At 58.1% G+C, this 19695-nt stretch carries 18 protein-coding genes; 8 read left to right on the top strand and 10 right to left on the bottom strand.

The annotated features are described in order from the left end of the window. Positions 1-41 precede the first annotated feature (41 nt). The 4 genes from WLQ66_RS15310 to WLQ66_RS15295 form a co-directional block, all read right to left on the bottom strand. Positions 42-1148: an extracellular solute-binding protein gene (locus tag WLQ66_RS15310; protein ID WP_340547189.1), complete on the bottom strand. Its 1107-nt coding sequence runs from the start codon at positions 1146-1148 to the stop codon at positions 42-44. Between the two features lie 85 nt (positions 1149-1233). Continuing rightward, on the bottom strand, positions 1234-2334 hold the full coding sequence (locus WLQ66_RS15305; protein ID WP_340547188.1) for an ABC transporter ATP-binding protein: 1101 nt from the start codon (positions 2332-2334) through the stop codon (positions 1234-1236). A gap of 366 nt (positions 2335-2700) precedes the next feature. Further along, on the bottom strand, positions 2701-4095 hold the full coding sequence (locus tag WLQ66_RS15300; protein WP_340547187.1) for an aspartate aminotransferase family protein: 1395 nt from the start codon (positions 4093-4095) through the stop codon (positions 2701-2703). Between the two features lie 65 nt (positions 4096-4160). Then, positions 4161-4847 carry a GntR family transcriptional regulator gene (locus tag WLQ66_RS15295; protein WP_340547186.1) on the bottom strand — a complete coding sequence of 229 codons (687 nt, stop codon included), beginning with the start codon at positions 4845-4847 and terminating at the stop codon, positions 4161-4163. Positions 4848-4988: 141 nt separating this feature from the next. Between WLQ66_RS15295 and WLQ66_RS15290 the strand changes: the two genes are divergently transcribed. The 4 genes from WLQ66_RS15290 (at position 4989) to WLQ66_RS15275 (ending at position 9009) form a co-directional block, all read left to right on the top strand. Beyond that, positions 4989-6074: a polyamine ABC transporter substrate-binding protein gene (locus tag WLQ66_RS15290; RefSeq protein ID WP_340547185.1), complete on the top strand. Its 1086-nt coding sequence runs from the start codon at positions 4989-4991 to the stop codon at positions 6072-6074. Positions 6075-6188: 114 nt separating this feature from the next. Then, entirely contained in the window at positions 6189-7316 is a 1128-nt protein-coding gene (locus WLQ66_RS15285; protein WP_340547184.1) for an ABC transporter ATP-binding protein, read from the top strand. Continuing rightward, positions 7316-8197 (top strand): ABC transporter permease subunit, encoded by an 882-nt coding sequence (locus WLQ66_RS15280; RefSeq protein ID WP_340547183.1) that lies wholly within the window; start codon positions 7316-7318, stop codon positions 8195-8197. Before WLQ66_RS15285 ends, WLQ66_RS15280 begins: the two co-directional genes overlap by 1 nt. Beyond that, positions 8194-9009 (top strand): ABC transporter permease, encoded by an 816-nt coding sequence (locus WLQ66_RS15275; RefSeq protein WP_340547182.1) that lies wholly within the window; start codon positions 8194-8196, stop codon positions 9007-9009. Before WLQ66_RS15280 ends, WLQ66_RS15275 begins: the two co-directional genes overlap by 4 nt. A gap of 8 nt (positions 9010-9017) precedes the next feature. Here WLQ66_RS15275 and WLQ66_RS15270 read toward each other — a convergent pair whose 3' ends face one another. The 5 genes from WLQ66_RS15270 to cysQ all read right to left on the bottom strand — a co-directional run bounded on the left by WLQ66_RS15270 (position 9018) and on the right by cysQ (position 13836). Then, positions 9018-10079 (bottom strand): glycosyltransferase family 2 protein, encoded by a 1062-nt coding sequence (locus tag WLQ66_RS15270; protein ID WP_340547181.1) that lies wholly within the window; start codon positions 10077-10079, stop codon positions 9018-9020. Between the two features lies 1 nt (position 10080). Further along, the gene (gene galE, locus WLQ66_RS15265) at positions 10081-11064 is read right to left on the bottom strand and encodes a UDP-glucose 4-epimerase GalE (RefSeq protein WP_340547180.1); all 984 of its coding nucleotides are present in this window, start codon (positions 11062-11064) and stop codon (positions 10081-10083) included. 96 nt (positions 11065-11160) lie between these two features. Continuing rightward, positions 11161-12054: a UTP--glucose-1-phosphate uridylyltransferase GalU gene (gene galU / locus WLQ66_RS15260; RefSeq protein WP_340547179.1), complete on the bottom strand. Its 894-nt coding sequence runs from the start codon at positions 12052-12054 to the stop codon at positions 11161-11163. Between the two features lie 184 nt (positions 12055-12238). Further along, on the bottom strand, positions 12239-13039 hold the full coding sequence (locus WLQ66_RS15255) for a 3-deoxy-manno-octulosonate cytidylyltransferase (protein ID WP_340547178.1): 801 nt from the start codon (positions 13037-13039) through the stop codon (positions 12239-12241). Beyond that, positions 13039-13836, bottom strand: coding sequence for a 3'(2'),5'-bisphosphate nucleotidase CysQ (cysQ, locus tag WLQ66_RS15250; protein ID WP_340547177.1), 798 nt, complete (start codon positions 13834-13836; stop codon positions 13039-13041). The genes WLQ66_RS15255 and cysQ overlap by 1 nt, the downstream gene beginning before the upstream one ends. 134 nt (positions 13837-13970) lie before the next feature. Here cysQ and WLQ66_RS15245 point away from each other — a divergent pair, with 134 nt between their 5' ends. After that, positions 13971-14792 carry an ABC transporter permease gene (locus WLQ66_RS15245; protein WP_340547176.1) on the top strand — a complete coding sequence of 274 codons (822 nt, stop codon included), beginning with the start codon at positions 13971-13973 and terminating at the stop codon, positions 14790-14792. Between the two features lie 21 nt (positions 14793-14813). Here WLQ66_RS15245 and WLQ66_RS15240 read toward each other — a convergent pair whose 3' ends face one another. Then, positions 14814-15416, bottom strand: a complete 603-nt coding sequence (locus WLQ66_RS15240; protein ID WP_340547175.1) for an alpha-ketoglutarate-dependent dioxygenase AlkB family protein — start codon at positions 15414-15416, stop codon at positions 14814-14816. A gap of 212 nt (positions 15417-15628) precedes the next feature. Between WLQ66_RS15240 and dnaK the strand changes: the two genes are divergently transcribed. From dnaK to radC, 3 genes are all read left to right on the top strand, one after another. After that, complete coding sequence (dnaK, locus tag WLQ66_RS15235; protein WP_340547174.1) at positions 15629-17548, top strand: molecular chaperone DnaK; 1920 nt, start codon at positions 15629-15631, stop codon at positions 17546-17548. A 76-nt stretch (positions 17549-17624) separates the two neighbouring features. Beyond that, positions 17625-18788 (top strand): molecular chaperone DnaJ, encoded by a 1164-nt coding sequence (gene dnaJ / locus WLQ66_RS15230; RefSeq protein WP_340547173.1) that lies wholly within the window; start codon positions 17625-17627, stop codon positions 18786-18788. Positions 18789-18916: 128 nt separating this feature from the next. Next, entirely contained in the window at positions 18917-19681 is a 765-nt protein-coding gene (gene radC / locus WLQ66_RS15225) for a RadC family protein (protein WP_340547172.1), read from the top strand. Positions 19682-19695: the final 14 nt, after the last annotated feature.

Below are 19695 nucleotides of genomic sequence, written 5' to 3'. Positions count from 1 at the left end.
CAGCCCCTTCCCGATAATGTCAGTATCTGTTCGCGGACAGATTACTTGGCGAGCCACGCCTGGAATTTAGCGTCCAGATCGTCGCGGTTGTCTGCCCACCATTCGTAGTCATAGACATGAACGTTGCCGGAGTTCGCCGGATCGGTCGGCATATGCGGTGCCATGTCGATACCCAGAATGGCGTGTTTGCCAACCAGCGGCGCAGAGGAGGCGCGCGCCGGACCGTAGGAGATGAACTTGGCCTGATCTGCCAGACGCTGGGTGTCGGTTGCGAACTTCAGGAAGTCCATCACGCGAGCCTTGCGGTCTTCGGGCAGGTCAGCCGGAACGATCCAGCCATCCAGGTCGAAAGATTGCATATCCCAGAGCATTTCGATCGGCTGGTTCTGCTCAGCAATTGCCGAGAACAGACGACCGTTAAAGGTCGAGCCCATCACCACTTCGCCATCTGCCAGCAGCTGCGGCGTTTCCGCACCAGCAGTCCACCAGACGACCTGATCCTTGATTGTGTCGAGCTTGGCCAGGGCACGCTCCACACCTTCGTCGGTGCTCAGCACGTCGTAGATCTCATCCTTGGCAACGCCGTCGCAGTAGAGGGCCCACTCGACGTTGTCGATCGGACGCTTCTGAAGGGCGCGCTTGCCCGGATATTTCGCAGTGTCGAAGACATCGCAGATGGAGCTCGGCGGCGTGTCACCAACCTTGTCCATGCGGTACCCGAAGGTGGTCGAATACACGATCTGCGGCACGAAGCAGTCGCTGACGATCAGATCGCCGAAGTCTTCGGTTGCGGGTGTGCCATCGGGCGCCGCAGCCAAATCTTCGTCGTGGTTCAGCTCGGCGGCGAGACCTTCGTCACACATACGCATCGCATCAGAAGCAACAACGTCGACCAGATCCCAGGTGACATTGCCCGCTTCGGTCATGGCGCGCATTTTTGCGGTCGCCTCGGCCGAGCTTTCATCCCAGATCACTTTCAGATCGGGGTGCATTTCCTGATAAGGAACCACATAGGCCTTCAGCTGGCTTTCCTGATAGGCGCCGCCCCAGGACACGATGGTCATCTCGTTGGCCATATCAGCAGCCATCGCCATCGGCGCACACAGTGCCGTGGTGGCTGCCAGGGCAGTCAGTTTGGTGAGTTTCATAGACACTCTACTCCTTGTTGAAATCGTTATTTATCTGGATTGTCCGCCGGTCGTTCGCTGCCGGAGGTTCGGGCGCGCGCGGACGTCAGGCGTCCAGCGCGCGGCAATCTTCAGGCAACCAGCCGATTTCGATCTGCTGGCCGGGCTTCAACCGTACCTGATCGGGTGCGTTGCGGGTCTTGATGATGAACTCATCATTTCCGGCGACGCGCAGACGGGTGCGGAAGATGTCGCCCATGTAGATAAACTCAAGCACTTCAGCCTTGAGCGTATGGGCGCCTTCCTGCATCCGGTCCTTGTTGTATTCAACACGTTCGGGCCGGATCGACACGCGGGTCCGCTCACCGGGTTTGGAAACGTTGATCGGCTTGCAGTCAATCAATTCGCCATCGTCCAGTTGTACCAGCGCGATGCCATTGTTGACCTCTTTGACCGTGCCTTCCAGCGTGTTGTTCTCACCAATGAACTGGGCAACGAAACTGTTGGACGGCTCTTCGTACAGCTCATCCGGCGGCGCCAGCTGCTGAATACGACCATCGTTGAACACTGCCACGCGATCCGACATGGTCAGCGCTTCGGTCTGGTCGTGGGTCACATAAACAGTGGTGATGCCCAGCTGATGTGCAAGATGGGTGATCTCGAACTGCATCTTCTCGCGCAGCTGCTTGTCCAGCGCGCCCAGAGGTTCGTCCATCAGCACCAGTTCGGGTTCAAACACCAGCGCACGCGCCAAGGCAACACGCTGCTGCTGACCACCGGACAACTGGGCCGGACGGCGACCGCCAAAGGCGCCCATCTCGACCATGTCAAGCGCGCGCTTCACCTTCTGCTCACGCTCGGACTTGCCCATGTTGCGGACTTCCAGCGGGAAGCTCAGATTTTCGGCAATGGTCATGTGAGGGAAAAGCGCGTAGTTCTGGAACACCATTCCGATGCCGCGTTTATGAGGCGGAATGTTGTTGATCGAGACGCCGCCAAGCCGAATATCACCATGGGTCGCTGTCTCAAAACCCGCCAACATCATCAGGCAAGTCGTTTTGCCCGAACCGGACGGGCCCAACATGGTCAGAAATTCGCCTTTCGGCATGGTGAGGTTCAGATCTTTGACAACGAGGTTCTCGCCGTCATAACTCTTCTGCACGCGTTCGAATTCAACGAACGCGCTCGTGTTTGACGCATCAGCCAAGTGAGGCTCCCTGGTTTGGTTCGGCAGATTAGCTCTGCACTTCTGTCGTGATGTAAGCACACACGAGTGTTGGTGTGCAACCGGATCGTCCGGATCATCTCTGTAGTTTACCTTAGGGCCGATAACGTCGACAACGGTACGTATTGCGACGAACAAGGATCGAAAAGCGACAGGATTTCGATTGCCAATCAGATAAAAACTCTATGTGTACACGCCTTGATTGATCGCAAACGTCCGTTACCGGAAACACTCAAATAACCGAATTTGACCGAGCAGCTTTGACCGAGCCACAAAGATTCGCGGAAATAGCAAAGGCGCCGGCTCCCGACCGGAACCGACGCCTTGGTCAAACAGCTTCAGCCCGCGTCACGCGCTGTGCAGCAAGTCTCGCTCTTTCAGCGCTGCATAACATTCATCGAGCGACTGGCGCGCCCGCGCGATGAGCGTATCAATCTCTTCGGGTGTGATGATCAGCGGCGGCGAGATGATCATCCGATCACCAACGTGGCGCATCACCAGATTATTGGCAAAGCACCGCTCCCGGCAGATGTAGCCGACAGTTCCGGTTTCAGCGGCAAAGGCCGCGCGCGTCGCCTTGTTCGGGGTCAGTGCAATCGATCCCATCATGCCGACAATCTTGGCTTCGCCCACCAGCGGATGATCGACGAGCGCCTCCCATTGCTCCTTGAGATAAGGCGCCACAACATCACGCACATTGTCGATGATGTTCTCCTCCTCGAGAATGCGCAGGTTCTCCAGGGCCACCGCGGCGGCAACCGGATGGCCCGAATAGGTGTAGCCGTGATTGAATTCACCGGATCCAATCACCGCTGCAATCTCGTCGCTGACAATAGATCCGCCAATCGGCGCATAGCCGGACGATAGCCCCTTGGCGATGGTCATGATATCGGGGCGAATGCCCATGGTCTGGCTTCCGAACCAATTGCCGGTACGCCCGAAGCCGCAGATCACCTCATCAGCGATCAGCAGGATTTCATATTTGTCGCAGATCCGCTGGATCTCGGGCCAGTAGGTTGCAGGCGGAACAATGACACCGCCGGCGCCCTGAACCGGTTCGGCAATAAAGGCCGCGACCCGGTCTTCGCCCAACTCAAGAATCGCCTGCTCCAGCTCCTGAGCGCGCGCGAGACCAAACTCCTCTACCGCCATATCGCCGCCTTCGGCCCACCAGTTGGGCTGATTGATATGATGGATATCCGGGATCGGCAGGCCGCCCTGTTCGTGCATCGCAGTCATACCGCCCAGGCTGCCGCTGCCAACGGACGAGCCATGATACCCGTTCTTGCGGCTGATGATCACCGATTTTGTCGGCTTGCCCTTCATCGCCCAATAATGGCGGACCATGCGAATATTGGTGTCATTGGCTTCTGAACCGGACCCGGCGAAGAACACATGGTTCAGCCCCTCGGGCGCCAGTTCGGCGATTTTCGCCGCCAGCGCGATCGCGGGCGTATGTGTGGTCTGAAAGAATGTGTTGTAGTACGGCAGCTCGCGCATCTGGCGGGCGGCGACATCTGCCAACTCGTCCCGCCCATAGCCAATGTTGACACACCACAGGCCGGCCATGGCATCCAGTATCTGGTTGCCCTCGCTGTCTGTCAGCGTGACGCCGGTGGCGCGCGTGATGATCCGCGCGCCTTTTTCCGCCAGCTCACCGTTTGCGGTGAAGGGGTGCATGTGATGGGCCGCATCCAGAGCCTGAAGCTCGGCCGTGGGCAGGTGATTTGTAATCGCAGTCATGGGGCAGACTCCTGAAGGAAGAGATTGCGCCCAGAATATGATCAAATTCTAGCGTGTCAATCGAATCAGCTCGACTGATTCAGCCCCTGACTTACCTGATCCATCCCCTGAGCGACGTCCCGCTCCATGGCCAGCGCCGCCAGATCTGCGTCCTTGCGATGCAGGGCCTCGAGGATGTCCTTGTGCCGGTCGGGAAAGCTCTGCGTACCAAGCCGTCCACAGACCACGCGCAAGGATGGACCGAAGCGCAGCCAAAGCCGATCCGCCAGATCTGTCAGGATAGGCGCATCGGCATACGCATAAAGCCGCGTGTGGAACCGGTAGTTCTGCACCAGATAGCCAGTGACGTCTCCTGCCGAAATAGCCTGATCCAGAGCTGTGTCGATGGCCTCCAGCGCGGTGATATCATCCGCAGATACACGCGTGGTTGCCAACCGAGCAAGTTGACACTCTATTGTTTTTCTTGCATAAATCAGCTCGTTCAGGTCACTTTCACGTAACATCGGCACAGACACACGGCGATTTCCCTGAAACACCAGCGCGCCATCAGAGATCAGTCGGCGGATGGCTTCGCGTACCGGGGTCATCCCGGCCCCCAACGACTCGACCAGACCCTGGATGGTGACCGCCTGCCCCGGCGCCAGATCGCCAAACAGAATTTGCCCGCGCAAGGTCTGGTAGACGGTTTCATGGGCGGGCAGTTTGGCAGTGGGCTGACTGCCGGATGATGCGGCTGGTTGGCTCAGGTTCACCTTCTGAATTCCTCCTAAATTTTGGGCAGCTTGCACCAAGTTTCCCCAAGTGAAAACATAAACAGTATTGCCGAATGAGGCAAAACTTGATCAAATCCTTATCAGCCGGGCACGGAAACCGGCACGCACAGGGAGATACTCATGACACTCAAGACGATGACATTGACAGCCATCGTGGCGCTGAGCAGTGCGGCCGCCGTCGCCGAAGAAGTTCGCGTTTACAACTGGTCCGACTATATTGACGAAGCCTTGCTGGAGAAATTCGAAGCCGAGACCGGCATCGAACTGATCTACGACGTCTTCGACAGCAACGAGTTGCTGGAAACCAAGATGCTGGCCGGCGGCTCCGGTTACGATGTAGTCGTTCCGACCGGCTCGTTCTTGGCGCGTCAGATTCAGGCTGGCGCGTTCCAGAAACTGGATACCGACAAGCTGTCGAACGCAGGCAACATGTGGGACGTGATCAAGGAGCGTACAGCACGCTATGATCCGGACAACCTCTATTCCATCAACTACATGTGGGGCACGACTGGGATCGGTGCAAACACCGCAAAGGTCGAAGAGGCTCTGGGCGCGGATGCACCGATCGACTCGCTCGATCTGGTGTTCAACCCTGCCAACATGGAAAAGCTGGCCGAATGTGGCGTGTACATTCTGGATGCCCCGGACGAGATGATCCCGGCCGCCCTGCAATATATCGGTGAAGATCCCAATAGCATGGACCCCGATGTGGTTGCCAAGGCCGAACCCGTGCTGATGGCGATCCGCCCCTATGTGAAGAAATTCCACAGCTCAGAGTACATCAACGCACTGGCAAATGGTGACATCTGCGTGGCCTTTGGCTGGTCCGGCGATATCCTGCAGGCGCGCGATCGTGCCGACGAGGCCGAAAACGGTGTCGAAATCGTCTTCAACGCGCCCAAGGAAGGCGCACTGATGTGGTTCGACCAGATGGCGATCCCGGTGGACGCCCCTAACCCCGACGGGGCTCACAAGTTCCTGAACTTCATTATGGAAGCCGAGAACATGGCTGCGGCATCCAACTACGTCTATTATGCCAATGGCAACAAGGCGAGCCAGGAGTTCCTCGAAGAGGATGTGATCAACGACCCCGCGATCTATCCGAACGATGACACCCTGAAAAACCTCTACATCAAAGAAGCCTATCCGCCCAAATTGCAGCGTACGGCGACGCGTATGTGGACCAAGATCAAATCTGGGACCTGACCCGAGATTGATTGACGCGCGGGGCATCGGATATGCCCCGCGCTTTTTCCTGCGGGAACGTCGGCAGCTGTTCCATGCCCGTTCCGCCACTTGCGTCATACATTGGGGGCCAGCGTGACTATTCCTGTTTTTGAACCCTGGAACGATCCAGAGGCTAAGCCCCTGATCCAATTCCAGAATGTTACCAAGCGCTTTGGTGAGTTCACCGCGATCGACGATCTGACGCTTGGGATCTACGAGAAAGAGTTCTTTGCCTTGCTTGGCCCCTCGGGCTGCGGCAAGACCACGATGATGCGGATGCTGGCAGGGTTTGAAACGCCAACTGAAGGCAAAATTTTCCTGTCGGGTCAGGATATTGCACCGGTCCCGCCGAACAAGCGTCTGGTCAACATGATGTTCCAGTCCTATGCGCTATTCCCACATCTGAGCGTCTGGGACAATATCGCCTTTGGACTGAAGCGCGAGAACAAGCCCAAACATGATATCGCCGAGCGGGTACAGGAAATGCTGCGCCTGACCCGGCTTGAGAAATTCGCGCGCCGTAAGCCGCACCAGATCTCCGGCGGTCAACGGCAGCGGGTGGCCTTGGCAAGATCGCTGGCCAAAGCACCCAAACTTCTCTTGCTGGATGAACCTCTCGGCGCGCTCGACAAGAAGCTGCGCCAGGACACCCAGTTCGAACTGATGGACATTCAGGAAAAGACTGGCACCACCTTTGTTATTGTCACCCACGATCAGGAAGAGGCGATGACGGTCGCCTCCCGCGTGGCGGTGATGGACAATGGCCAGATCGTCCAGGTTGCCACTCCTGATCGTATCTACGAAACGCCAAATTCGCTTTACGTGGCTGATTTCATTGGCGATGTGAACATCATCGACGGCACCGCTTCGCCCACGGGCCCCGATGAATATGCGGTCAGCTGGAAAGATGGCGCCGCCCCGCTGACGGTGAAAAGCCAGGCGACATTCTCTGATGGCCAAGCCTGCCATCTGGCGATCCGCCCGGAGAAGGTCACGATCAGTGCGGATCGTCCCGCCGAGGCCGACAATAGCGTGCAGGGCCGTATTCTCGATATAGCATATCTCGGCAATATCTCGACCTACCATGTCGAACTGCCATCTGGTGCGGTGATCAAAGCTCAGACCGCAAATACCCGCCGTATCGCCCGGCGCGCCTTTACCTGGGAAGACCCGGTCTGGCTGTCCTGGACAGCCACTGCCGGTGTCCTACTGGCAAACTGATGCGCCGCTTTTTCCTGATTGCCATCCCATACGCCTGGCTTCTAGCGCTGTTCCTTGTGCCCTTTGCCATCGTGTTCAAGATCGCCCTGTCGGACGCCGCCGTGGCGCGCCCGCCTTATATGCCGCAGTTCGACTGGGTCACTGGTATCGGCGCCTTTATTGCGGATCTGGATTTTGAGAATTTCGTCTGGCTGACAGAGGACGACCTCTATTGGAAAGCCTATCTCAGCTCGCTTCGGATCGCTGTGATCTCAACTCTGCTGACCCTGCTGGTCGGCTACCCCATGGCCTATGGCATGGCCCGCGCCCCGTCTGAATGGCGTCCGACGCTGATGATGTTGGTGATCCTGCCCTTCTGGACCAGCTTCCTGATCCGCGTTTATGCATGGATGGGCATCCTGTCGAATGAGGGGCTGTTGAACCAGTTTCTGATCTGGCTTGGGATCATCGACACGCCGCTCACCATTTTGAACACCAATACCGCGGTCTATATCGGCATCGTCTACACCTACCTGCCGTTCATGATTTTGCCGATATACTCGGCACTGGAGCGGCTGGACGGATCGCTCATCGAGGCTGCCGAGGATCTGGGCTGCTCACGTACGCAGGCCTTCTGGTTGGTCACCATCCCGCTGTCGCGCGCCGGCATCATTGCGGGCTGCTTCCTCGTCTTTATTCCGACGCTAGGCGAATTCGTGATCCCGTCACTGCTGGGGGGGTCGGACACGCTGATGATCGGCAAGGTTCTGTGGGAAGAGTTCTTCTCCAACCGTGACTGGCCAGTGGCCTCTGCGGTGGCAGTTGTGCTGCTATTGATCCTGATCGTGCCGATCGTGCTGTTCCAGCGCAACCAGCAGAAACAACAGGAGGCGGAACAATGACCCGAATGAGCTGGTTCAACACCGTTTCGCTGACGCTGGGATTTGCGTTTCTGTATATCCCGATGGTCATCCTGATCGCCTACAGCTTCAACGAAAGCAAGCTGGTTACCGTCTGGGCCGGGTTCTCTGTCAAATGGTATGGTGAACTGCTGCACAACGAGGCATTCCTCAGTGCGGCATTGGTCACGCTGAAGGTAGCCGTTATCTCCTCCAGCATCGCGACGGTCCTTGGCACCATGGCCGCCTACGTGCTGGTGCGCGGCGGGCGGTTCCTGGGGCGTACGCTGTTTTCCGGCATGATCTACGCGCCATTGGTGATGCCAGAGGTAATCACAGGCCTTTCGCTGCTGCTCCTGTTCATCGGGATCGGGCTGGATCGCGGGATTATGACCATCGTGCTCGCGCATACGACCTTTGCCATGTGCTATGTCTCGGTCGTGGTCTCTTCGCGGTTGGTAACCTTTGATCGATCGCTGGAGGAAGCCGCGCTGGATCTGGGCTGTTCGCAGGCAGAGGCGTTCCGCCTAGTGACGTTACCGATCATCGCGCCCGCAGTGATTTCAGGCTGGCTTCTGGCCTTTACCCTGTCGCTGGACGACCTGGTGATTGCCTCCTTCACCGCAGGCCCTGCGGCAACAACCCTGCCCATCAAGATCTTCTCTGCGGTGCGGCTCGGTGTCAGCCCGGAGATCAACGCGCTCTCGACGATCATGATCGGCATTGTCACCGTCGGCGTTGTCACAGCCTCGCTGGTCACCAAACATCAGTTGGTACGCCAGCGTCGTGACGAGCAGAACGCCGAACGCAGCTAAGCCGCGGCTCAGTCCGCGTCCCAATCAGGGGCGCGGGCCAGCCCCAATGCCTCCAACTGATCCGGTCCCTGATATCGGATCGCGTCGCTGTGCCAGAGATCCGGTGCCGCAGCCAATTGGTTGTAATAGCCGTCGAACAATTCCGGCGCGCTGAAATGCTGGCCACGCCGCTTTTCGATCTCTGCCTTCTTGGTGATTTCGGGCAAGAATTTGCTGTGCAGCAGAACCCCGGACGGACCTGCCCCACCTGGCCCATCGTATAGTGCATTCAACCGCCTGGGCAGCATTGCATGGGTAGAATTCGTATAGGCGAAGCTGCGGTGCCATTTGACCAGCGGCACCTTGTTCAGCGTAGGTCCCCGCTGCGGCTCATCAGGAAAAAACACCCGCTCCCTGAGGCCGCCCTGTACCCACAGGTTGCCGCGCGGCGCCTGTCGAACCCGGCGATATGGCCCGGTATCAAACCACGGCAATACTCGGCGGGGATCATCACCTGGGACGTAACTCACCTCTCCCACTGACCCCTTCGGAAAAAGATCCAGCATCAAGGCACCGAAGCCAGCCCTGCCATGACGGTCCAGCCAATCTGTCAATCCGCGCAGACCGTGCCGGGCATCACCGCCAAACACCAGCAATTCATCTGCATCAACACTAAGACACCAGCGCCGGTGACCATAACGGATCTGAAGCCATGTCGCCCAGTCGAGACCAAACCGAGCATCGCGATAGCTGGCGCCTGTATGCCAGAGCGAGACATCAGGCTGACCGGCAAGATAGGCGGCGCTGCCATCATCGCTGCCATTGTCGACGATCAGAAAATGGTCGACACCCAGATCGCGATAAAAGGCCAGGAAAAACGGAAGCCGGGTCGCTTCATTGCGCAGCACTGTGATGGCAAGAATTGCATCCCGTTGCAAAATGCGAGTGCGGTCCGTCAGCGTCGTCAGCTGATGCCGGGACCGGAAAGAGCGCCAAAGCAGCCGACGTCGCTGCCACCTCAGCCGATAGGCCGCCGCCAGGGAGATTTCCGGCAGCGGTACAGTACCTGGAGCCCGCTCTGGCCCCGTCACCCTAGCGCTCGTAAGCGCCGGCTTTGTGCCAGCCCCAGGCATCCGCGATCATAGTTTCAAGATCCGATCGCTTCGGTTCCCACCCAAGCAGGGTAGCCGCCCGCACCGAACCCGACACCAGCTTGGTGCAATCGCCGGCACGACGAGGACCAATTGAGTGAGGCACCGATTGACCGGTTGTCGCCTCCGCCTTGTCCATGACTTCCCGTACGGAGAAACCGGTGCCGGTCCCCAGGTTGAAGACCTGGCTCCCTTTGCCGTCTTTCAGCCATTTCAGGCCCAGCACATGGGCGTCGACCAGATCGCAGACGTGAACATAGTCACGCACGCAGGTGCCATCCGGGGTGTCATAGTCGGTTCCAAAAATGGTCAGCGCGTCACGTTTGCCCTCAATCGCATCCAGCACCAGCGGCACCAGATGAGTCTCGGGGCGGTGGAACTCGCCCACCTCGGCCTCGGGGTCGGCACCCGCCACGTTGAAGTAACGGAAGATCACCGACCGCAGCCCATGCGAGGCGCCAAAATCGCGCAGGATGTCTTCTACCGCCCGTTTGGACGCGCCATAGGCATTAAGGGGAAGCTGCGGCGTGCTTTCGTCCAGCACCACATTGTCATGCTCCCCATAGGTGGCGCAGGTTGATGAGAAAACGAAATCGAGGCAGCCGGCTGCCACCGCGGCTTCAATCAGCGTGAGAGACCCGCCGACATTGTTGGCCCAGTAGCGCCCGGGTTCGCTCATGGCTTCACCAACCTGGCTCAACGCGGCGAAGTGCATCACGGCGGCCGGTTGATATTTGGCAAAAACCTCGTCCAGTCGCAGACGATCAGCCAGATCCCCCTTTTCAAAGGGTCCGAACTTCACGGCGTCCTGCCAGCCAGTCACCAGATTATCGTAGGTTACGGGGGTAAAACCGGCAGCCTTTAGTGCCTTGCAGGCATGAGAGCCAATATAACCCGCTCCACCAGTCACCAGAATATATGTCAAAGCAGCGTCTTCCTGATCAAAAGGCCGGACAGTGCTGTCCGGCCACCCAATTTCCAGATGTTCACAATCTCCGCCACTCTCGGCGAAGTGATCGGCTTACTGCGCCGCCTTGTCGACCTGCGCAATCTCATTGATGTAGCACATCAGATCATCGCGCAGCTCTTCACGTGCCAGCGCAAAGGCGACGGTTGCCTGCAGGAAACCAGCCTTGGATCCGCAATCAAAGCGCTGACCACGGAAACGATAGCCGTAGACCGGTACATCGTCGGCGATATCTTCGGCAATGGCATCGGTCAGCTGGATCTCACCACCGGCGCCCTGTTTCTTCTTATTGAGATTGCGCAAGACCGATGGCGCCAGGATATAGCGACCAATAACCGCCAGATTAGACGGGGCATCTTCGGCTTTGGGCTTTTCAACCATGCCATTTACCGACACCACCGAGCCCATGTCGTCGCGCACATCCAGCACACCGTAGGACGATGTCTGTTCTGGCGGAACCTCCATGGCCGCGACCATATTGCCGCCGGTTTCCTCGTAGGCTTCCACCATCTGCTTCAGGCAGGGGGTTTCCGCCGCGATGACATCATCAGGCAGGATCACCGCGAAGGGTTCATTGGCGATCAGGCGACGCGCGCACCAGACCGCGTGACCAAGGCCCAGCGCCTGATGCTGGCGAATATAGGCAATCGCGCCCGATTCCATATTGGTCGCTTTCAGGATTTCCAGCAGATCATCCTTACCCTTCTTACGCAGCTCCTGCTCAAGCATGGGTGAATGGTCGAAATAATCCTCTAGCGCTCCTTTGCCGCGCGAGGTGACAAAGATGAACTCCTTGATGCCGGCCTCTCGGGCCTCATCAATGGCATATTGGACCAGCGGGCGGTCAACCAGCGTCATGATTTCTTTGGGAACCGATTTGGTTGCCGGCAGGAATCTGGTTCCAAGCCCGGCCACCGGAAAAATTGCCTTCGTTACTTTTCTACGCATCTCGCACTCTCGTTTCTATTTCTCAAACCGTTCTGATGCGGTTCGTCAGTGGGGCCGTTTAGGTGGCAAAACCTGCCTCGAAAGGCCGGTCAGAGTATTCCGTAGGCAATTCAGAAAATATACCCCCAGTCACATTTCGCTCACGGCATCCCGTATCATGTTTCATATTATCGACAATTCAGGCCTATTTGTGACCCATTTTTTTCATCATCGCCTCAATCCGGGGAACATCCTCGGGATTGTTCAGCTCCCAGAACTCGCGTCCACGTGCTTCAACCTCCACGCAGAGAATCTTGCGCCCGTTCTCAAGAAAGCGCAGCTGCTCCAGCCCTTCGAGGGTTTCCAATGGCCCGACAGGCCAGCCAGGATAGGCGCTCAGCGCATCCGGGCGATAGGCATAGACACCGACGTGGTGAAACACCGGCGTCTCCTGATCTGAACCATAGGTTTCGGACGTAAAGGGCACCACCTCCTTGGAGAAGTAGAGCGCATTATGGTCGCTACCGAACACCGCCGTGGTGCCGCCAACACGACCGGCCTTACGGTCTGCCAGCAGACTGTTCAGCGTCGCGCCGTCGCAGCGCAGCACCGGCGTTGCCAACCCTTTGTCAGGCGCGCCGCGCAGGCCGACAATCAGATCCTCGATAAACCAATGCGGCGTCAGCGGCGCGTCCCCTTGCAGGTTCACCACGATATCATAATCGCCGCCAAGTTTATCCAGCGCTTCGGCGCAACGCTCCGTCCCGTTGGCGCAGCTTTCGGAGGTCATAACAACCTCGGCACCAAACCCGGTGGCAGCATCGCGAATTCGGTCGTCGTCGGTTGCGACAACCACACGATCTACGCCATTGACGGCCATGGCCGCACGCCAGGAGCGTTCGATCAGCGTTTGGCTCTCGCCGCTGGCCCCGGTCAAAGCAACAAGCGGCTTACCTGGATAGCGGGTCGAAGCATAGCGGGCGGGAATGACGATAAGGACGGACATCAGGCTTTCTTAAGCTCCACACCCGGCGCATAGGCTATAAAGAAAGGATTCGCATAGCCTTCCTTGCCGTAGGTCAGTGGCGAATGATCATCAAAACGTACCACTTGACCACCGGCACCGCAGAGGACCGCATGACCAGCGGCGGTATCCCATTCCATGGTCCGCCCCACCCGCGGGTAGAGGTCGGCTTCGCCTGTTGCGACCAGACAGAACTTCAGCGAAGACCCCGCGCTCTTGCTGTCCTTCACGGCGTATTTGTTGATGTAATCATCGGTGGCCTGATCACGGTGCGATTTCGACGCAACCACCATCAGCGCATCATTATCACTGTCTGCAACACGAATGGGTTTGATCTCTCCCATGGCTGAGGGATCAAAAGCGCCGGTTTCCTCAACCGCTGATCCGTCCGCCAAGGTGAAGAACATCCGAGACCGCGCCGGCGCATAGACAACGCCGCGCGTCGGCACACCGTTTTCGACCAATGCGATATTGACGGTAAAATCACCGCGGCGGTGGATGAACTCCTTGGTTCCGTCCAGCGGATCCACAATCAGAAAGGTGTGCCCGCTCTTGCTGTGCGATTCCGCCTGTTCCTCGGTCACCAGCATCACGTCGGGAAAGGCTGCGCGCAACCCGGCAGAAATCAACGCATCGGCGGCCTCGTCAGCGGCGGTTACCGGGCTTTCATCCGATTTCACCTTCACCTCGAATTCATCCGAATTATAGATCTCCATGATCTTCTCTCCGGCTTCGATCGCCAATCGGCGGATTACCGGAATAAGCTCATCATATGTCACAAACACTCTCCCTGACCGGGTTTGGTTGATTACAGCAGTTGTCCCCCTTATGGTCGGGGTGAAACGGAACAGCAAGATTTCCGTGGTAACGATAAGCAGAGTTTCACCTAAAGCAGGTCCGGCTAAGCGACATCATGTTCGAGCAACGCCACAAACGGTCACGTCTCAGCAGCCTCATCGCCATGGGTGAGGTTGTCTTTCATTCCGTGGCCCGCAGCGTTCGCTCCAAACATAATAATGCTTTCATGGCTCTGGCGACCAATCTCACGCAGGCGGTGATGTTTGTCATCGTGTTCTACGTGATGTTTTCCCTGCTCGGCCTGCGCGGTTCGGCCATTCGCGGCGATTTCCTGCTCTATGTGATGTCGGGTGTGTTTTTGTTCCTGACCCACACCAAGGCCGTTTCCGCTGTCGCCGGAGCAGAGGGGCCAAGCAGCCCGATGATGCAGCACGCCCCGATGAACACGATCGTCGCCATTCTGTCGGCGGCACTGGGATCACTGTATATTCAGGTGCTGTCGATGCTGATCATCCTGTTCGTCTATCACGTGGCGTTCACCCCGATTGAAATAGAGGAACCGATTGCGGCCTTTGGCATGGTGCTGCTCTCCTGGATAACCGGTGCTGCGGTAGGTTTGATCCTGCTGGTCATGAAACCTTGGTCGCCGGGGACTGTTGGCATCATCTCCACGATCTACCAAAGGGCCAATATGATCGCCTCGGGCAAGATGTTTCTGGCGAACACTCTGCCCAGCTTCATGCTGTCGATGTTCGACTGGAACCCGCTGTTTCATTGCATCGATCAGGCGCGTGGGTTTGTGTTCATCAACTACAACCCCCATTTCAGCAACTGGCAATACGCGGGTTGGGTGGCGCTCGTCCTGATCATGATCGGACTAATGGGGGAGTTTTACACCCGTCGCCGTGCCTCGATCAGTTGGGGTGCCAAACGCTGATCGACGGATTGACGCAATGGCTCAGGTCACCACGCGAAGTGTCAGGTTTATGCGACCACCCTTTGGCAGCAAACGCGAGGATTTGAAGCGGATGCGGTCAACCCCATGATAGGTCAGCCGCGCCTCGCCCCCCATCACGACGACATCGCCTGAGTTCAGCCAGACGGTCTCCGTCTTACCGCCACGGAATTGATTGCCGATCCGCAGAAGGCCGTCATCGCCCAGAGAGACGGACACCACCGGGTAGGAGAAATCCGCCTCATCCTTGTCCTGATGCAGACCCATGCGGGCGCCCTCGCCATAGTAGTTGATCAAACAACAGTCCGGTTGTCGCTCCAGCCCTGTGCTGGCCCGCCAGATATCCAGGATTTCTGCCGGGATTTTCGGCCAGCCCTGGCCGGAGGGATGCCGATCCTGATAACGATACCCGTCCCTGTCACTCACCCAGCCGCATACCCCGGCCGAGGTCATTCGCACCGACATCTTGCCGCCACCGGGCACCTCGGGCGAGAACAGAGGAGCGGCGCGCAGAACGGGACGCAGACAGTCAATCAGCTGTCGCTGCCGTACCGTATCCAACAGGGGTTTTGTCAGCTCAAATCCCCGCAACCGCAACTTCATCATCACCGTTAGCCTGTTCTTAACCGCTCCCCTGTCAAAAACCGCAGTAATTCGCGAAACAGGACACGATCTGGCGGTTGCAGGGGGCATTTGCGCTCCCTATATACGCCGGGAAGCGGGGAGGTGCAGACCAAACCGCAACTGAATCGGGGCCGGAATGCCAAAATGGGTTCAGACCTCGGGTAATCGCCTTAGAAAGTGAAAAGGGATCGAAAATGAGCAAAGTTATCGGAATCGACCTCGGGACCACCAACTCCTGTGTGGCCATCATGGACGGATCGCAGCCTCGCGTTATCGAAAACGCTGAGGGCGCCCGTACCACGCCGTCGATCGTAGCCTTCACCGACGATGAGCGTCTGGTAGGCCAGCCTGCCAAACGTCAGGCCGTCACCAACCCGGACAACACCGTATTCGGCGTAAAGCGCCTGATTGGTCGCCGGTTCGATGACAGCGATCTGGCCAAAGACAAGAAAAACCTGCCTTTCGCCGTAATCAACGGCGGCAATGGTGACGCATGGGTCGAAGCCAAGGGTGAGAAATACTCCCCGTCGCAGATCTCTGCTTTCATCCTGGGCAAGATGAAAGAAACCGCCGAGTCCTACCTCGGTGAAGAAGTGACCCAGGCCGTCATCACCGTGCCTGCGTATTTCAACGACGCCCAGCGTCAGGCCACCAAAGACGCCGGCAAGATTGCCGGTCTCGAAGTGCTGCGCATCATCAACGAACCGACAGCAGCGGCCCTGGCCTATGGTCTGGACAAGGAAGAAACCCAAACCATCGCGGTCTATGACCTTGGTGGCGGTACCTTCGACGTGACCATTCTTGAAATCGACGACGGCCTGTTTGAGGTGAAATCCACCAATGGCGACACGTTCCTTGGTGGTGAAGACTTTGACATGCGCATCGTCAACTACCTGGCAGACCAATTCAAGAAAGAGCACGGCGTCGACCTGACCAAGGACAAAATGGCTCTGCAGCGTCTGAAAGAAGCCGCTGAAAAAGCCAAGATTGAGCTGTCCTCCTCCAGCCAGACCGAAATCAACCAGCCGTTCATCTCGATGGATCCGTCCTCGGGCCAGCCGCTGCACCTGGTCATGAAACTGACCCGTGCCAAGCTGGAGAGCCTGGTTGGCGATCTGATCAAGGCGTCGATGAAGCCCTGCGCCGCTGCGCTGAAAGATGCCGGTCTCTCGGCATCTGACGTCGACGAAGTTGTTCTGGTCGGCGGTATGACCCGCATGCCCAAGGTGATCGAGGAAGTCAGCAAATTCTTCGGCAAAGACCCCCACAAGGGTGTGAACCCGGATGAGGTTGTTGCGATGGGCGCCGCCATTCAGGCCGGTGTTCTGCAAGGCGACGTGAAAGACGTCGTTCTGCTCGACGTGACACCGCTGTCCCTGGGTATCGAAACCCTCGGTGGCGTCTTCACCCGACTGATCGACCGCAACACCACCATCCCGACCAAGAAGAGCCAGGTGTTCTCTACCGCCGAAGACAACCAGAACGCCGTGACCATTCGTGTGTTCCAGGGTGAGCGCGAGATGGCGGCCGACAACAAGATGCTCGGCCAGTTCAACCTTGAGGACATCCCGCCCGCACCGCGCGGCATGCCGCAGATCGAAGTGACCTTCGACATCGACGCAAACGGCATCGTGTCCGTTGGCGCCAAGGATAAGGCGACTGGTAAAGAGCAGAATATCACCATCCAGGCCTCCGGTGGTCTGTCCGATGAGGATATCGAAAAAATGGTCAAGGATGCCGAGGACAATGCCGAGGCAGACAAGGAACGTCGCGAGCTGATCGAAGCGAAGAACCAGGCCGAAAGCCTGATTCACTCCACCGAGAAATCGATGGAAGAGCATGCGGACAAGGTGGACCCGACCACCATCGAAGCAATCGAACTGGCCATTGCCGCGCTGAAGGATGACCTCGAAAACGAGAAATCCACCGCCGACAAGATCAAGTCTGGCGTTCAGAACGTCACCGAAGCCGCCATGAAGCTAGGCGAAGCGATCTACAAGTCGAGCCAGGAAGAGGCCGCGGATGAACCCGCCGCCGCGGATGAGGCTTCAGGCCCCGGTGATGATGACATTGTCGATGCCGAATTCGAAGATCTGGACGACAACAAGCGTTAAGGTCTGATTTTGGCCAAAGCGGGCCGGTCCGAACCCCGGGCCGGCCCGCTTTCGTTGCGGCAAGAAGGGTATTCCGATGTCCAAACGAGATTACTATGACGTTCTCGGGGTGTCCAAAGGGGCCACCGCCGATGAAATCAAGAAAGGCTTTCGCAAGAAGGCCAAAGAGCTGCACCCCGACCGGAACAAGGACAATCCCGAAGCCGAGGGGAAGTTCAAGGAGGCCAATGAGGCCTACGATGTCCTGAAGGACCCTGAGAAGAAGGCCGCTTATGATCGTTACGGTCACGCCGCCTTTGAAAACGGCATGGGCGGCGGCCAACGCGGCGGTCAAGGCGGCCAGGGCTTTGGCGGCGGCGACTTTTCGTCTGCCTTCTCAGATGTCTTCGACGATCTGTTCGGCGACTTCATGGGTGGACGCGGCGGCCAGGGTGGCGGACGGCAACGAGCCGCGCGCGGCTCGGATCTGCGCTACAACCTGCGCATCTCGCTTGAGGATGCTTTTGCGGGGATGCACAAAACGATCAACGTACCGACCGCTGTCGCCTGTGGATCCTGCGAAGGCACTGGCGCTGAGGGCGGAGTGGAACCAACGACATGCCCGACCTGTTCCGGCATGGGCAAGGTTCGCGCGCAGCAGGGTTTCTTCACGGTGGAGCGCACCTGCCCCACCTGCTCCGGCCTTGGCCAGATCATCAAGAACCCCTGCAAATCCTGCCAGGGCCATGGTCGTGTAGAGAAAGATCGCTCCCTGTCGGTGAACATCCCGGCAGGCGTGGAAACCGGCACCCGCATTCGCCTTGCCGGCGAGGGTGAGGCCGGTATGCGCGGTGGTCCTCCCGGTGATCTCTATATTTTTGTTGAAGTCTCCGCACATGACCTGTTTGAGCGGGATGGAAACAACCTATACTGCCGGGTACCGGTATCCATGGCAAAGGCCGCATTGGGCGGCGCCATAGAAGTCCCCACCATTGATGGTGGCCGTGGCCGTGTGCAGATCCCGGAAGGCAGCCAGTCCGGCCGCCAGATGCGCCTACGTGGCAAGGGCATGCCTGCCCTGCGCGGCGGTGCAACCGGTGACATGTTCATAGAACTGGCGGTGGAAACCCCGGTGAACCTCACCGCCCGGCAGAAGGAACTGCTGCGTGAATTCGAGGATCTCTCCGAGGACAACACCAACCCGGAAAGCCGGAGTTTCTTCTCCTCCGTGAAAAGCTTCTGGGACGGGATGAAGGGCTGATCCCCTCCCCATTCTAAACCAATATTAAGCGCTCCAATGGGGCGCTTTTTTCGTTGGTTTTGCGGCTGGCCGCATGGTGATCCATTTGCATTAACCCTTCCTCAACCACGATGGCCACAGCATAGCCTATGGCCAAGGATCCCGCGTTTCAGGATGTCTCTCTCCCGCTGTTCCCCAACAGCGCAGAGATGGGGCCTGCCTCCCCGCCAGAGCGGCGCCTGCCCTCCTATATCAGGGATCACCGCGCGCGGTTGCGCGAGCGTTTTATGGACGGGGGGGCAGCCGCGATGCCGGACTATGAGTTGCTGGAACTTCTGCTCTTTCGATCCATTCCGCGCCGCGATGTCAAACCTCTGGCCCGGCTCCTGCTTGAGACCTTCGGAGATTTCAACCGGGTTATCACCGCGCCCCCTGAACGTCTCTCGAAGGTGAATGGCATCGGCGAGGCTGTCGTCGCGGATCTTAAGATCCTGGAGGCTGCCGCCCATCGAATGGCCCGCGCCAGAATCATGCAGCGACCGGTCTTGTCCTCTTGGGACGCGCTTCTGGACTATTGCCATACCGTCATGGCCCATCGTGAGACCGAACAGTTCCGTGTCCTCTACCTGGATCGCAAGAACACCCTGGTCGCGGATGAAGAGCAGGCCAGGGGCACCGTCGATCATGTGCCGGTCTACCCGCGAGAGATCGCCAAGCGGGCCCTTGAAATAAGCGCCAGCGCCCTGATCCTGGTACATAATCACCCGTCGGGCGACCCGACCCCATCGCAGAGCGACATCGAGATGACCGACCGGGTTGCGCGGGCACTCGCCACTCTGGATATCGTTCTGCATGATCATCTGATCATCGGAAAATCTCGCGAACTGAGCTTTCGCTCCGAAGGATATCTCTAGCGGTCTGAAGCTCT

It is taken from the genome of Phaeobacter sp. A36a-5a (assembly GCF_037911135.1).
In the GTDB taxonomy this organism is placed as follows: Bacteria; Pseudomonadota; Alphaproteobacteria; order Rhodobacterales; family Rhodobacteraceae; genus Phaeobacter; species Phaeobacter bryozoorum.
This window is presented reverse-complemented; position numbering and strand designations above follow the sequence as displayed.

Excerpts from the sequence above, each read along its gene's own strand:
- WLQ66_RS15310 (WP_340547189.1), bottom strand. The coding sequence starts at position 1,148 with ATGAAACTCACCAAACTGACTGCCCTGGCAGCCACCACGGCACTGTGT.
- WLQ66_RS15300 (WP_340547187.1), bottom strand. The coding sequence starts at position 4,095 with ATGACTGCGATTACAAATCACCTGCCCACGGCCGAGCTTCAGGCTCTG.
- WLQ66_RS15290 (WP_340547185.1), top strand. The coding sequence starts at position 4,989 with ATGACACTCAAGACGATGACATTGACAGCCATCGTGGCGCTGAGCAGT.
- WLQ66_RS15280 (WP_340547183.1), top strand. The coding sequence starts at position 7,316 with ATGCGCCGCTTTTTCCTGATTGCCATCCCATACGCCTGGCTTCTAGCG.
- WLQ66_RS15275 (WP_340547182.1), top strand. The coding sequence starts at position 8,194 with ATGACCCGAATGAGCTGGTTCAACACCGTTTCGCTGACGCTGGGATTT.
- galU (WP_340547179.1), bottom strand. The coding sequence starts at position 12,054 with ATGCGTAGAAAAGTAACGAAGGCAATTTTTCCGGTGGCCGGGCTTGGA.
- WLQ66_RS15255 (WP_340547178.1), bottom strand. The coding sequence starts at position 13,039 with ATGTCCGTCCTTATCGTCATTCCCGCCCGCTATGCTTCGACCCGCTAT.
- WLQ66_RS15245 (WP_340547176.1), top strand. The coding sequence starts at position 13,971 with ATGTTCGAGCAACGCCACAAACGGTCACGTCTCAGCAGCCTCATCGCC.
- WLQ66_RS15240 (WP_340547175.1), bottom strand. The coding sequence starts at position 15,416 with ATGATGAAGTTGCGGTTGCGGGGATTTGAGCTGACAAAACCCCTGTTG.
- dnaK (WP_340547174.1), top strand. The coding sequence starts at position 15,629 with ATGAGCAAAGTTATCGGAATCGACCTCGGGACCACCAACTCCTGTGTG.
- dnaJ (WP_340547173.1), top strand. The coding sequence starts at position 17,625 with ATGTCCAAACGAGATTACTATGACGTTCTCGGGGTGTCCAAAGGGGCC.
- radC (WP_340547172.1), top strand. The coding sequence starts at position 18,917 with ATGGCCAAGGATCCCGCGTTTCAGGATGTCTCTCTCCCGCTGTTCCCC.